The sequence below is a fragment of the Paenibacillus harenae genome (assembly GCF_030812415.1).
GTDB lineage: Bacteria > Bacillota > Bacilli > Paenibacillales > Paenibacillaceae > Pristimantibacillus > Pristimantibacillus harenae_A.
The window spans coordinates 461,708-475,350 of the sequence record NZ_JAUSST010000002.1; the positions used below are offsets into that span (position 1 = coordinate 461,708).

Genomic DNA, 13,643 nt, shown 5'->3' on the forward strand with positions numbered 1-13,643 from the left:
TTTTTGCCCGAAGGGAACGATTTTCATGACAATGACGATTTCAATTGCCGTATTTATAGCGGCTCTCATTCTTATATTCATTAAGCCCAAAGGGGTGAATGAAGCATTTTTCGCGCTAGCGGGCGTTATATTGCTCTTTATCGGAGGATTGCTGCAGGCAGAGGATGCTTCGTACATATGGGGATTCGTATGGAATGCGACGTTCTCGTTGATTGGCATCATGATCTTCACGGCGCTGCTCGATCAGAACGGCTTCTTCCGATGGGCTGCGCTGCACATCGTTCATCGGCTTCATCACCGGAAAATGCTGTTGTTCGTTGGTTTGTCGCTGCTTGCCGCGTTTATTACGATCTTCTTTAACAACGATGGCACGATACTCATAATGGTGCCGATCGTGCTAGAGGTGACGGCATTGCTGCGGCTTTCGCGCGGAGGCAGGCTTGCTTATTTGCTCGGAGTCGGACTCATGGCCGATACGGCAAGCGCACCGCTTATGATGAGCAACCTAACGAATATATTGACGGCGGATTTCTTCCAAATCCCCTTTGGGGAGTATGCCTCAAGAATGCTGCTGCCGGGTTTGCTTGCCATAGCGGCAACGATAGGCGTCACTGCGTTCATCCTGCGGAAGGGGATACTTAACGAAGAAGTTGATCGTTCGAGTACGGTTGCGTTCCCGAAGCCGGCTACGGCCATAGGGGACAAGCGGGTTTTTCGACTGTCGTGGGTTATTATCGTCATTATGATGTCAGGGTACATATTATCGGAGGAAATGGGCTTGCCTATCTCGGTTATTGCTTTGGGCTGCGCGGCAGCGCAATGGGCGGCCTCAGCGATGGCAGGTCGTGCCCCGTTCAAGCAAACGGTGCTTCAAGCGCCATGGCTTATTATCGTATTTGCTTTATCGATGAATTTGATCGTATACAGCCTTCATATCCATGGAGCAGTCGCGTGGTTTCCGTCCCTGCTCGCGAAGGTAGCCGACCAGCATGAACTGGCGGGCATCTACGGATCAGGGCTCCTATTCGCTTTGTTAGCCGCGGCCATTAACAACCTGCCGGCCGTATTAATCTCATCACTTGCGATTGAAGGGGTAAACGGCCCTGATTACTTGCCGTATGCCAGCTTGATCGGGACCTCCGTCGGTGCCAAGCTGACGCCAATCGGCTCGCTTGCGACGCTGCTCTGGATGCAGCTGGTAAAACGAGGCGGCGTCGAGATCGGATGGAGGGAATACACGAAATACGGTATCGTATTGACGCTGCCTATCCTACTCGTAGCTTTGATTGGTTTATGCACGCAAAACTGGTCTTAATTGTCCGTTGCAGTCAGCAGCTTAATCGACACGATGCTGTTTTGTGCGGGATCGAGATCGATCTTCAGCAATGCGCCTTCGGCTTCGTAGGTAAGCAAGTACTCGGTTTGGGTGGACGGCTTCCCGAGTTGGCCGATAGCCGTATCGGGCTTGTCTCCAATCGCGAGTCCGCTAAGACCTGCCGAAATATGATCGCTATACACTTCAATATATTGTACGGAACGCGATTCATTAATACCGATGGCGAACCCGTCGTACTCGTTGACGGTTACCGCATCCGCATCTTCTTCAAGGCTGTAGCTGTCTATCGGCTCGCCGAATAGACGGGTCATCTCGTCTGCCGAATCGCCTATGCCGATACCGACGAGCTTCGGATTCGATGTCGCCCAGTGCTGAAACTCGCTCTCCGTATTGACAACCGCTTTATCCGGCTCGTCATTATGAAGCGCGGACGTCTCCCCGGGAATGTTGCTTTCCGTGCCTGCGTCGCTTAGGCTCGGTTCTTCGGACGGGGCTTGTTTATGTTCATCCTCCAGATACGTCTTCTGGGGGCTGTTTGCGTTATTGTTTTCTTGAAAGGGCTGCTGCTCCGCTATTTCCGCGACTGGGGGAGCTGTCGGCTCAGCCTGATTCTGACAACCGGCGATAACAAGAGCGAATACGGCTGCTGAAGCCGCCTTCGCGAATGCGGGCCTGTCTCTCCTAGGAGTTCTCATCGCTATCATTCCTTTCATCTTCATAAATAAGACGCACAAAAACAGGAAAAAGTTTCTCCTTTCCCCCACCCTGTTGGAATATTTTTCTTGTGTAAATAGAAGTATTATAAGGTTTACTTAGTAACCTGCCATGAAGGTTGCACTATCCGCCTGACGTATGTTACGTTATCGAAAAGGGATTTTTGGCGGAGGGAAATAAGATGGAACGATTGAAGCAACGAATATTGGAAGAGTCATCGGTATTGTCGAATGATGTGCTGCGGATGGATGCCCTGATTAATCATCAGGTCGATCCGGCGCTTACGATGGAGATGGGGCAAGAGTTTGCAAGAAGATTCGCAGAAGAGGAGATCACGAAGGTCATTACGGTCGAGTCGTCCGGCATTCCGGCAGCTTTCGCAACTGCGTACGTGCTCGGCGTTCCGCTCGTATTCGCAAGACGCAAGAAGACGCTGATCGCCGATCCGGACGCATATTGCGAGCGGGTGCCTTCTTTCACCAAAGGGATGGTTACGGATATCATGGTGTCGAAGCAGTTTCTGTCCAAGGAAGACAAGGTACTGTTCATAGACGATATTATTGCGAATGGCGACGCGGCGCGCGGCCTGATCAAAATTATCGAGCGTTCGGGAGCGACGCTTGTAGGCCTCGGCATCGTGGTCGAGAAATCGTTCCAAGCGGGCGGTAGAACGCTTAGAGAGCAAGGGATCAGGGTCGAGCCGCTCGTACGCATCTCATCGCTCGACAACGGCGAAATTACGTTCGAGTAAGATGTTCCAGCGATTACGCACTTTCGCGACAAGACAAAATGGCTTATAATGATACAGAAGCGAATGAGGGGAGGCACATGCTATGGGGGAAATGTCTACTGATTTTATGAATGCGAAGTTGAATGACGCAAAAATTCATTTTGAGCGTGCTTTGGATTGCAAACATACCGAATTTGACGATTTATATCCTTATATGATTGAGCATCCGCAATTTTTCTGGTACAAAAGATATGTGGCGTGGTCGGAGCTGCTTACGATCGTGAAGCTGTCCGATGAGCTGTCGATTGAATGGCGCGGCCAATTCAGCGAACGCCAGGCTGAATATATTGCCAAGCGCGTGATGTCCTCGCGCGTGCTCGACGAATGGTATGAGACGAACGATTCCAAGGAACATGTCAGCTAAAGCTTAATTAGACTCGTATAGAATGACTTGAATTGAACCTCAATGAGTGCTGCGCGCATTCGTTGAGGTTTTTCAAAATACAGGCCTATCGAATCGGAGGAATTGCATTGATAAGCGAAGATCAGCTTAATCAATATCGTCTAAGCGGCGAGAAGGTGCGCGTCGTGCGCGACGAGCTTGAGATGAACGATGTCGTCGGAATCGTCGTGGCATGGGATGACTCTTCCGTCGTCGTGCGCCGTCCGAATCGCCGTGTCGTAAAGCTAAGCCGCATATACAGCATTGCGCTTGCTTCGGAAGAGAGACCGGCGCCATACACAGACCCTACATAAGATGATACGTTCATTGTGGCTTTGCGTATTTTGTGTAAAGAAGCATAATGGATGAACAATAAGTATAAGGAGAGAGACGGATGAAATGTCCCGTATGTAATGATGTTAGAATGCGCGAGGTCGTGAAGGACGATGTGCTTATCGACGTATGTCCGGACTGCAAGGGCGTATGGCTGGATCGCGGCGAGCTGGATAAGCTCATGCAGGGCGTGAAGGAAATGAAGCAGGAGGTTGAAAGGCTGGAGCAATATTCGGCGGGCGCCGGAGCGTTTGGCGGACCGGCAGCAACGCCGGCGCAGCCTGCGAGCGGTCCTGCGCCGGGCTCATGGGCAGCCAATAACAATAATCAGCCGGTTAACAATAGTCAGCCGCAAGGGCAAGGAACGCCGAGTTTCCCTCAGGTGAGCAGCGGCGGTCCATTCGTTCAGCCTAATCAGCAGGGCCAGCCCATTCCGCCGCAGCAGCAAGGCGGCTTCGGTCAGCAGGGCTTCGGCAATCCGGGCAATCCGCAGGTGACTCCGATGAACAACTACGGCGGTTCGCAGCCTCAAGTTTTCGGCGGTGGCCATCAGCCCCCATACGGGCAACAAGGCTACAATAATAACAGCCATACTCAAGGCGGCTATGACAAGCATGGCTACGACAAATACGGCTACGATAAGCACGGATATAACAAATACGGTCATTCCCATAAACGCAAAAAAACGGTGCTAGACGTATTCGGAGATTTATTCGATTAAAACACCGCTGCGAGATAGAAGAAGGACTGTTGCCGCCCGCCGGGCGTCAACAGTCCTTTTCGCTTACCGGATTTTCGAAACGTCGTCGCATCGGTCGAAAAACTGCGTTTGCAGCTCCAGGACGGATGCATCGTGCTTAATGGCTCGGACGGCTTTGGCAAAGTTGTCGGCGCAGAAGGCGATATAGTCTTTGCCGTAATCGGCGGTAGCGAGCGAAGGATCGCCGGCGATTTGGTTAGGGAATTCCATATACCAATGGATGCCGGCAGCCGTCTTGTTGTCGACAAGCAGCCGCCCTCGCTCCGTGGGATGCCATTCTCCCGGGTTTAATCGGTCCATATGGACAAGCGCGGGCGCGATATGCATCATCTCGGACGTTTCCATGTGATCGGCATGACCGTATTCGCCGGGCGTGACATATCGGCTCTCGAGCTGCTGGTGCTGCTCGGCCGACAATCCCCACAAATCGTAGGCATAGACGGCATAGTCCTTTCGCTCATCGAGCATCGTTTGGACAAAATAGTTCAGCATATGATTGTTGCCGCCATGGCCGTTGGCCAAAATAATTTTGTTGAAGCCGTTGCGCCTAATTTCTTTGCACACTTCTTGCAATAGGCGCGTTTGCATTTCTCCGCCAAGCGCGACCGTTCCCGCGTAATGCTTAACCTCGGAAACCTGGCCGAATATATAGTAGGGGAAAATAACGATAGGTTCGGCTTCGGCGGTTTGCTCCACGATCGTTCTCGCAATCATCATATCGGTGCCAAGCGGCAGATGGTCGCCGTGCTTCTCCAGGCAGCCGATCGGCAGCACGCATACGCGTTTTGTCGACAGGACGGCTTCCTCGAATTGCTTGACGGTCAAATTTTCCCACAGCATAGGCTATATCCTTCCTCACGTTATTATTTAGAAGCTTTTGAAAGATGGACCGTCAAGATTGAGCTTAAGTAATCCAAATCCGCCTTCATTCTATTTTTCACTTCATCGTTCAAATCTTTGTCAGCATCGATCTTATTGACTAATGTATTTATTTTATTGATGCTTTCCTTTGAGTTTCTCGCTCCGTCTTTTTTTTCCTTCCAAGCTTTCTCGATCTGCTCAAGCTCCATATCGTACTTTTTGCCGTCTGCCATGCCTTCGTTCGGCACGTAGATCGTTTTGATTTTGCGCTGCATTTCGGCAATGATCGTTATTAAGGAAGCTGCTGCATCTTTATCCGGTACGATCGCTTGCTTGCTGAACAAGCCGGCCAGCAGCGCTTTGTCGTAACCGTTCCCAAACAAAGATTCGAATTCAAATAGCGCAGTGCCGGAAGCGCCGACGTCGACGGACTGTTTAATTTGCTGCAGCAGCATTTCGTTCGAAAGCCCGAGATTCGTTCCTACGCCGATCGCGATCAGCGCTTTGCCACCCGCGAGCGCTACGGAATTTTCGGCATCGCTTGCGACGGACGAAGCGTCCGGGTGATAGGACATCGGGAACAGCTGGTCGATGTAATTTTTCGCTAACCAGTCTTTCGGTTCCTGATGCATGAATACCGGGCCAACCGCGTAATTCGGCCATACGGCAGCGGAAACCCGGAGGTTTGGCTTGATCCTCTTCGCTTCACTGGATATGCGATATACGAATTCATTGATCGTGTTCGTTCGCAAATCGACCCAAGCGCTCCATAGCTCGTCGCCCGGATGCAGATCAATCGGATCGACGCCATGCTTTTGCTGGAACAGGTTTCGGGTGTACGGATCGTATCCAAAATCGTTTGTATAGTCGCCGGCATCGGGATAACGGATATAATCCAAATGCAAGCCGTCTACGTTATATGTTTGAAGCAGCTCCTTGTAGACGTCGGATACAAAATCTCTGACCTCGGGCTGCACGGGATTCAGGAAATAATACTGCGTGTTATAAAGCGGTACATCCTGATAATCGTGGCCTTGCCTGCTAATCATCGACCACTCTGGCTTCAGCGATCGAACAGGGCCCGCCATGCTGCCGACGCCGATCAGGAAGTTCTCTACCCAGGCATGAACCTCGATACCCGATTTCTTCGCTTCGTCCAAATATGCCTCAAGTGCATCGAACCCGGCGTACATCGGATTGTGCGCGGCTAGCGGGTTCTCCGTCGGATAGATCGTGTAGCCGTTCCACCAGGTTTCCAAATAAATCGCGTTTATATTAAGTTTGCGCAGTTTAGCCACATGCTCTTGAACCTGCGCAAGACTCGTTTCTTTCGGACGGATCCAGACCGCGCGGTGTTCGACGGCGCGCGACTCGTAGCCCATATAGGCGGCTTGATCGATTTGATCGCCAAGCTCCGCAAAGCTTTCCGTAAAATCGGCAAAATCGCCTTGCTCGGTTTGTTCTCTTAAATCCGCCAGTTCGGCTTTGACCGATGCCAATTGCTGCCCGATTCTATCGTAGGCGATATCCAGAAACTGCTGCTTCGCAAGCATCAGGCTTTGCTCAGCCGATTCGATGCCGATCTCGGCTTTATCCAAATACGATTCAGGCGTGAAGAGGAAGAGTACTTGCTTCTTGTCGGGCAGCAGTTTGAAGGTGCTGCCGACGGACACGTTCGCGCTTAGCCAATCGGACATGACGCCATGCCCCGAGACGACATAACCGCCGGCTGGGATGGCGGAGTTGTTTCCTCCCGTATGAACGACTTTGCCTCCGGCATTCACAACGACCTCGTAACCCCATGGGTTCGTGCCGGTCGAAGAACCGTAGCCGCTATCGTAAATAATAAGCTGATCGGTTCCGCGATGACCGGGGTAAGGCGAGTTGCTTCCGTCATCCCAGCCGCCCGGGTTATCTTCCCTCGTCTTCGGGTTAAAGGCATCATAAACCGTCTTATAAGCCTGGATCAATGATTCATTGTCGATATTCAACTCTATCGCGTCTCCTTCCCGAACCGTGCCGTTCAGTATACCGTAATAAGGGCTGTCGGCTTGGATCGAAAGCACATAGCCGCCGGCCGGAATTCGCGAATCGTTGTCAAGCCAATTGCCGCCGGCATCCTGCGCGATGGCGACGACGAGCGTAACAATGCCTTGCTCCACCGTTATTTCCAGCCCCCACGGATTCGTCTTTGTCGATGAGCCGAATGCAGGTTCGTATAGGACGATGTCCGCCGCACCGCGGGCATTATTGACTTGCGTAATCGGCACCACTTGGCCGTTCAAGGCAAAGTATTTGCTAGGCAGGACGGGAATAGGGAAGTCGGGCGTTAACGATTCGCCGATACGAAGCGCGTCTACCAAACCGGCTGCGCTGCCCGTTCCGGACAGGACGTATCCGTTCGAAGGAATGTAGGTGCCGCGCGGGCTTCCCGCATACGTTGCAGCGACGATGCCGTTCGTAATAATCGCTTCAACCGTATAGGCATCCGACGGAGGAGTCGCCTTGCCGGAATTTCTAGTGAAAATCGAGAGCTTGCCGTCCTCGTTCCCTTGATCGATCAAGTCGATGACGTATACGGAGCCATCTTCTAGCGTAACGGTAGGCGGTGACGCAGTCGCCCGGGGAACCGGCTCGGAGTAAGCCGTTGCCGATACGCTGAACAGTAGAAGAACGATGCAAAGGAGAAGCTTGCAATTATGTGTTGTCTTCATGAAATTCACCCCTAATCCTAAAAGTTATAGATGATCAGGCCAACGGGTTTCTATGCCTTGCTCGCGAAGGACAGTGAGGAAAGCTTCCAAATGCTGCGGATCGTCTCGTGCTTCATGCGGTGAAATGCGGTTTGCAATTGCATAACCGGCCAGATAACCGGCAGACTCGCCGATGTTCCATTCCGTCGGATGGAGTCGGTAGCAGCCGTTCGCGATTTGCGTGGTGCCGATATTTTTGCAGGCGGGCAGCATGTTTTTGACCCGGACGGGCAGCAGCGCCCCGAGCGGAATTTCATAAGGCAAAGACGGGATGAAGAAGCCTCGGTTCGATTTGGTCGTCGTATGGAGATCGAGATGATAGCTGCCGACCCCAACGCTGTCTTCGTATCGCCGGATGCCTTGCTTGCCCCTGACTTCGACGCTTACATCGTTTTCCGTAACGGTATACCGCGCTTTGATCCGGCGGGATTCGCGAATATAAGGCGCTTTGGCGATGCCGTCCTCCGTGCCTAGCACGTCGCCCCGAAGCCGAAGTCCCGGATAGCCCTTGCCGCCGTCGGGACGCGGAGCCTCGGTTTGCAGCCAATAGACGAGCGATAAGCTTTGCTGACGCGCTCCTTCCAGGTGGTTTTGCCTTTCTTCATCCGATACCTCGTAGATCGGGCCCAAGTAATAATCGTTTTGCGCCCAGTTAATCAACGTGATATCGCTTGCAAATAAACCGTCCTCGAATAGCGAGCGGTCGATGATGCGGCGGTATGTCCAGAACGGCATCGGCTCTTTCCCGTCGGGGAAGAACTTTATTTCTTTGACTTGGCTAGGGTCGTGTATATCGCCCATCTTCCAGCCGAACAGAGGGAAGCGGGAGAAGGGAGGGACGAGCGTTCGCCAATACTCGTATTGCTGCGGCTTATCGATCGTAAAATCGCCTTGCTCGACGTAGTCGAGAGCAAATACGAACGTAAAGGACTGCATATCGAGCGGATCGGCTTCGTCCAGCGCATGCGGCTCGCCCGTATCGCGCCTGGACTCGGCGCCGGACACGTATTCGACGCCGGCCAGCGGGAGGAGGTCGCCGCATTCCGTCGCATCCATATAAATGGAACCGCGCAGCGTCCGCAGCGAGCCGTCCGAGGCATGCCCCACGGTGACGGATTCGATTCGGTCATTCGCAGTCGCCGCCGACTCTACTTTCCAGCCGAGCCAAACGGATATGCGCCCGCTGCTCGTATACGGCGCCAGCATCGATTCCAGCACATGAAGCGCAACCTTCGGCTCATGGCAGAGCCGGCTCACCCAACCGTTGCCGGGATTTAGCCGTTCATCGTTGTTTGCTGCCTCATGAAGAGGGTAGTTGTCCTTGTAATAGCGGCGGACGCGGTCGCGGAACTCGCGGTAAGTCCTCGTGCATCCGAAGCTCTCGATCCATGGATGCTCATCCGGCGGAACGGACTGGCTCGTTAGTTGACCGCCGATCCAATCCGTTTCCTCCGTCATAATGACCTTCATCCCGAGCTTGGCGGCGGCTAAAGCCGCCATGCAGCCGCCAAGTCCGCCTCCAAGCACGATAACGTCGGCCTTTCCGTCGTGCCTCGCCATTTCATTCCCGCCTTTCTAGCATAATTTTCGCGAAACGGCTATATCGTAATAGAGGATAGAGATAATATCCACTTTATGTGCCGGAATTAAAAAAAATATCTTTTTTTTATCGAAGCCGGAAGGGAGCTGCAAGGCATGGAACAGGCAAATGACGAAGACGACAGCCTAAGGATCGGGGATATTTGCCGGTATTACGGAATCGGGGCTCTGTCAGCCGAAGCCGAGCAAGTATTTGGCGGTTACCTGCATCAGATGTGGCTTATACATACGACTTCCGGCCGATATGCGCTCAAGAGGCTGAATCCGGAAATTATGGCGCGTCCCGAAGCCAGGCCAAATTATTTGCGGTCGGAGCGAGTCGCGCGGGCAGCTGCGGCGGCGGGCATTCCCGCCGTATTGGCGATAGCCTTGAAGAATAGCCCGTTAGCCGATATTGCGGGATCGACTTATATGTTGTTCGAGTGGATAGAGGGGAGCATGCTGTCTCCATCGGAACGGGATGACCGTCATGCGCGAACCATCGGAGAGCTGCTTGAGCGTCTTCATAGGCTTCAGCTCCCGGATATGCCCAGTCTATCTTGGAAGGTGTACCCGCAGAGCCATTGGGAAGCTTTGCTTGAACGGGGAAGCCGTTGCCATATGCCGTGGTCGCAATCCTTCGAAGCGAGAAGACAATCGTTGCTTGAATGGAACAAGCTGTTCGAAGACGCGAGCATGCAGTTGCGGCACAAGGCTGCCGTCAGCCACTGCGACTTGAATCCGCGAAACGTACTTTGGAGCAGCGGCGGCCAGCCTTCCATCATCGACTGGGAATCGGCCGGCCCGACCCATCCGACGCTGGAATTAATCGATGCGGCTTTGAGCTGGAGCGAGCGAGATGACGGTCAGATCGACCGCCTCGCTTTCATGGCCGTCATCGAAGCGTATGCGAAAGCGGGAGGAGAAGCGCATGCGCCGATCGAAGCCGCCATTTACGGACGTATGGGAGGCATGCTCGATTGGCTGGAGTACAATATGCGGCGTTCGATGGACACGGTCATTTTCGGAGAGGACGAACAGAAGCTTGGCGCCGAGCAAGCGGACTTCACGTTTGCCTCGTTGCAAACGCTGTCGGCGAACGTCCCGGTGTGGGCGGAATGGGCGGCTCAAGCCTTTCGTAACGGAATATTATCGCGAAGCGAGTGGATACGATGAAAATAGCGGGACAAAAAATCAACCAATCGAATACGCTGCTCCTTATATCGAGCATTTACAGCTCATTGACGAAAGCGGAGAAGAAAGTAGCCGACTTCGTAAGGAACAATCCAGAGGAAGCCGTTATGGCAACGGTGACCGATTTGTCGGAGCAAGCGGGCGTAGGAGAAACGTCCGTCATCCGGTTTTGCCGCAAGCTGGGCTTCCGCGGTTATCATGAATTCAAGCTTTCAATCGCGCAGGATATCGTCAATCTCCCCTCGGTCTCGAACGTCGAGATCGAATTGGAAGACGATACGTTGACGAAAGCCCGCAAGATGACGGCCCGCAACGAAATGAAGCTCAAGAACACGCTTGACCTCATTAATCCCGGCGATCTGGACCGGGCGGTCCATCGCATGCTTGCAGCCGATAAAGTATATATTTACGGCGTTGGCTCTTCGGGTATTACGGCGCTCGACCTTCACTATCGCCTGATGCGGATCGGGATGAATGCGGAGGCCCACAGAGATTCGCACATTATTGCGATGTCGGCTTCCCTCGTGAAGAAGGGGGATGTCGTGTTCGGCATCTCGACGTCCGGCAGCACGCGCGACTTGGTTGATCCGATGCGTCAAGCGAAGGAGAACGGGGCGGAGGTCATATGCCTGACCAGCCATATGCGTTCGCCGATTACGGCGCATGCCGGCACGATCCTGCTTGTTCCCTCGCGGGAAATGCCGACCGAAGGCGGCTCTCTCTCTACGAAGATTATGCAAATCCATTTGCTGGACATTTTGTGCACGCTCTTGTCGTATAAGAAAAGCAATGCGGCCGAGGCGCTGGACAAAACGGCCCGTTCCGTTGCCGATAAACTATATTGAACGCAGGCAGAAAACCAGCCAAGCGATAAGGAATCGCTTGGCTGGTTTTCGTAGCCTTATTGGCCGGCTTCGTCTTGTTTTTCCGCTGCAAAGCTGTCAATGCTCTGTTTACGACGTTCGTTTTTGGCTTCGATGTCCTGCTTCTCCGTAGCCGAGATCTCGCTAGCATGCTCGTCCAAGTAATCCTCGGCTTCTCGCAAATTCTCAGTGGTATTGTCGATATGCTGCTGCAGATGAACCTCGTTATCTGCACGGTTATCCGGTTTTGCCATGTAAATCCCTCCTTTGCCAGCAAAATACCTATTTATAGTGAGCTTAAACGAATGATTTTATGCTCCGCTTCAATAATCGTTTCCAACGGATTAGCGAAATGCCGCATGTAACCGCTTAATATTCCGGCAATGAAGAATAAAGGTTTTTTTCTCTAATATATAAGTAATAAGTGGAGAAAAAATCCTGCATGTCGGCGACGAAAATTGGAGCTTACTATGCATCGGGGGGGGATGACCGGACTGCCGGAACGGCCGCTGTTACAAAGGATTGGGAAATGAAGGCGTACATTTCGACCATTGGAGGGGTAAAGCTATGCGCAAAATGAAAGGGTTTGCTACGGTTTTATTGACGGTCGTACTCGTTGTCGTGTCGGCATGCAGCCAGAACTCCGGCGAAGGAAGTGAAGGAACGAACGACAACAAGGCTACGAATGCTCCGGTCGCCGAGACGGCTGCCCCTACCGAAGCCCCGCCGGCAGTAGAGGAGCCCGTCATCGACATGAACGGCGAAACGCTCAAAATTATTCACTGGATCGACGGTCCCTCCGAGGAAACGCCCGAAGGAGCGCTTGCGATTGCGAAATGGAAAGAGGCGGAGGAGAAATACAACGTTAAAATCGTCTGGGAAAAGGTGCCTTGGGGCGAAAACATTAAAATGGTGACGAATGCCGCGCTTTCCGGCGAGTCCGTAGCCGACATCGTGCCGCTTGATTACTATTTCGCGATTCCGGCCATCAATCAAGGGTTGTTCATGCCGGTAGACGATTTCTTCGACTTCAACGATCCGAAATGGCCTGCGGGCTTGAAGCAGCACGGCATGGTAAACGGCAAAATGTACGGGTTCACCTCCAATATAAACAATGCGTCGGGCATTTATTACAATAAAACGTTGTTCGAGCGCGAGGGATTACCCGATCCGCATGAATTGATCGCGCAGGATAAATGGAACTGGGACGCTTTCCTCGACATCGCGAAGCGGGCGACGAAGGACACGAACGGCGACGGCGTGATCGATCAATGGGGCTTAACGAATATCGCCAGCAACCTGTCCAGAATTTTGATCCATTCCAACGACTCGGCTATTATCCAGCAAAAGGACGGCAAGCACGTATACGCGTATGATGATCCGAACTTGCTCGAAGCGCTTCGCTTCTTCAGCGATCTGTTCAACGTGCACAAGGTCGTAGCGCCTAACAAAAACGAAAATTTCGAGGATTACAACGAATCGCAAACGTTGTTTAACTCCGGCAAAGCAGCGATGGTTACCGGCGAGCTATGGGAAGGCGCGACGCGCACGACGATGACCGACGAACAAGGCTTCGTCTTCTTCCCTAAAGGACCCAAAGCGACGAAATGGCAAGGAAGCATCGAAAACTACGTGCAATTCTATATTCCGGCGAATGTAAAGCGGGCCAAAGAAAAAGCGTATATTTGGGAACAAATCCAAATGTGGGACCGCGTCGAGCCGAACAACCGCGAGGAATCGGAAAAGCAACTGCTAGCCGACGAACAGGACATCGAAGTGATGCTGGAGGCCATGAAACACGCGGAGCCGATCTTCCTGCCGCTCGGCGGAGCGCTCGGCGATATTTCCTACTCGATCGCGAACCGCGGCGAATCGCCGGAAACCGCGCTGGAAAGAACGAAGCAAATCGCGCAGGATGCGATCGACGCGGATCTCAATAAACCTGCTGATGCAGCCGCAACGCAATAGCCGATAAGAACGGCTCGTCTTTCCAAGGAGAACGAGGGGAATCCCTTGCAAGGATCCCCTCTGCTTACTGTTTGCATCATCCGCATTATCTCGTCAACATCCGAACAGGAA

Annotated in this window: 12 protein-coding genes and 1 pseudogene; 8 read left to right on the forward strand and 5 right to left on the reverse strand. The window is 52.8% G+C overall.

Features of this window, described 5'->3' with window-relative positions; all coding sequences use genetic code 11:
- Nucleotides 1-25: 25 nt before the first annotated feature.
- A complete protein-coding gene (locus J2T14_RS06970) occupies nt 26-1,315 on the forward strand; it encodes an ArsB/NhaD family transporter (RefSeq protein WP_307469239.1) in 1,290 nt (429 codons plus the stop codon).
- On the opposite strand, the gene J2T14_RS06975 is transcribed toward J2T14_RS06970, so the two are convergent.
- A complete protein-coding gene (locus J2T14_RS06975) occupies nt 1,312-2,031 on the reverse strand; it encodes a hypothetical protein (RefSeq protein ID WP_307469241.1) in 720 nt (239 codons plus the stop codon). The two genes, J2T14_RS06970 and J2T14_RS06975, sit on opposite strands and share 4 nt — an antisense overlap.
- 200 nt (nt 2,032-2,231) lie before the next feature.
- Between J2T14_RS06975 and J2T14_RS06980 the strand changes: the two genes are divergently transcribed.
- From J2T14_RS06980 to J2T14_RS06995, 4 genes and pseudogenes are all read left to right on the forward strand, one after another.
- Nucleotides 2,232-2,801, forward strand: a complete 570-nt coding sequence (locus J2T14_RS06980; protein WP_307469244.1) for a xanthine phosphoribosyltransferase — start codon at nt 2,232-2,234, stop codon at nt 2,799-2,801.
- An 82-nt stretch (nt 2,802-2,883) separates the two neighbouring features.
- Entirely contained in the window at nt 2,884-3,204 is a 321-nt protein-coding gene (locus tag J2T14_RS06985; RefSeq protein ID WP_307203664.1) for a hypothetical protein, read from the forward strand.
- A gap of 107 nt (nt 3,205-3,311) precedes the next feature.
- Nucleotides 3,312-3,536, forward strand: a complete 225-nt coding sequence (locus tag J2T14_RS06990; RefSeq protein ID WP_307203665.1) for a hypothetical protein — start codon at nt 3,312-3,314, stop codon at nt 3,534-3,536.
- An 80-nt stretch (nt 3,537-3,616) separates the two neighbouring features.
- A pseudogene (locus tag J2T14_RS06995) lies at nt 3,617-3,766 on the forward strand (TFIIB-type zinc ribbon-containing protein); the annotation flags it as partial.
- Nucleotides 3,767-4,339: 573 nt separating this feature from the next.
- Here J2T14_RS06995 and J2T14_RS07000 read toward each other — a convergent pair.
- From J2T14_RS07000 to J2T14_RS07010, 3 genes are read right to left on the reverse strand one after another with little or no spacing between them, the layout of a single operon-like run.
- Nucleotides 4,340-5,155 carry a creatininase family protein gene (locus J2T14_RS07000; RefSeq protein ID WP_307469248.1) on the reverse strand — a complete coding sequence of 272 codons (816 nt, stop codon included), beginning with the start codon at nt 5,153-5,155 and terminating at the stop codon, nt 4,340-4,342.
- Nucleotides 5,156-5,178: 23 nt separating this feature from the next.
- The gene (locus J2T14_RS07005) at nt 5,179-7,890 is read right to left on the reverse strand and encodes a glycoside hydrolase family 10 protein (RefSeq protein ID WP_307469250.1); all 2,712 of its coding nucleotides are present in this window, start codon (nt 7,888-7,890) and stop codon (nt 5,179-5,181) included.
- Nucleotides 7,891-7,914: 24 nt separating this feature from the next.
- Nucleotides 7,915-9,489, reverse strand: coding sequence for an FAD-dependent oxidoreductase (locus J2T14_RS07010; protein WP_307469252.1), 1,575 nt, complete (start codon nt 9,487-9,489; stop codon nt 7,915-7,917).
- A gap of 135 nt (nt 9,490-9,624) precedes the next feature.
- Here J2T14_RS07010 and J2T14_RS07015 point away from each other — a divergent pair, with 135 nt between their 5' ends.
- Together J2T14_RS07015 and J2T14_RS07020 are read left to right on the forward strand one after the other, a co-directional pair.
- Complete coding sequence (locus tag J2T14_RS07015; protein WP_307469253.1) at nt 9,625-10,683, forward strand: phosphotransferase; 1,059 nt, start codon at nt 9,625-9,627, stop codon at nt 10,681-10,683.
- Nucleotides 10,680-11,546 (forward strand): MurR/RpiR family transcriptional regulator, encoded by an 867-nt coding sequence (locus J2T14_RS07020; RefSeq protein ID WP_307469256.1) that lies wholly within the window; start codon nt 10,680-10,682, stop codon nt 11,544-11,546. The genes J2T14_RS07015 and J2T14_RS07020 overlap by 4 nt, the downstream gene beginning before the upstream one ends.
- 56 nt (nt 11,547-11,602) lie before the next feature.
- Here the strand turns inward: J2T14_RS07020 and tlp are convergent, their stop codons facing one another.
- Complete coding sequence (gene tlp, locus J2T14_RS07025) at nt 11,603-11,818, reverse strand: small acid-soluble spore protein Tlp (protein WP_307203673.1); 216 nt, start codon at nt 11,816-11,818, stop codon at nt 11,603-11,605.
- Between the two features lie 313 nt (nt 11,819-12,131).
- Here tlp and J2T14_RS07030 point away from each other — a divergent pair, with 313 nt between their 5' ends.
- Nucleotides 12,132-13,532, forward strand: coding sequence for an ABC transporter substrate-binding protein (locus tag J2T14_RS07030; RefSeq protein ID WP_307469259.1), 1,401 nt, complete (start codon nt 12,132-12,134; stop codon nt 13,530-13,532).
- Nucleotides 13,533-13,643 lie beyond the last annotated feature (111 nt).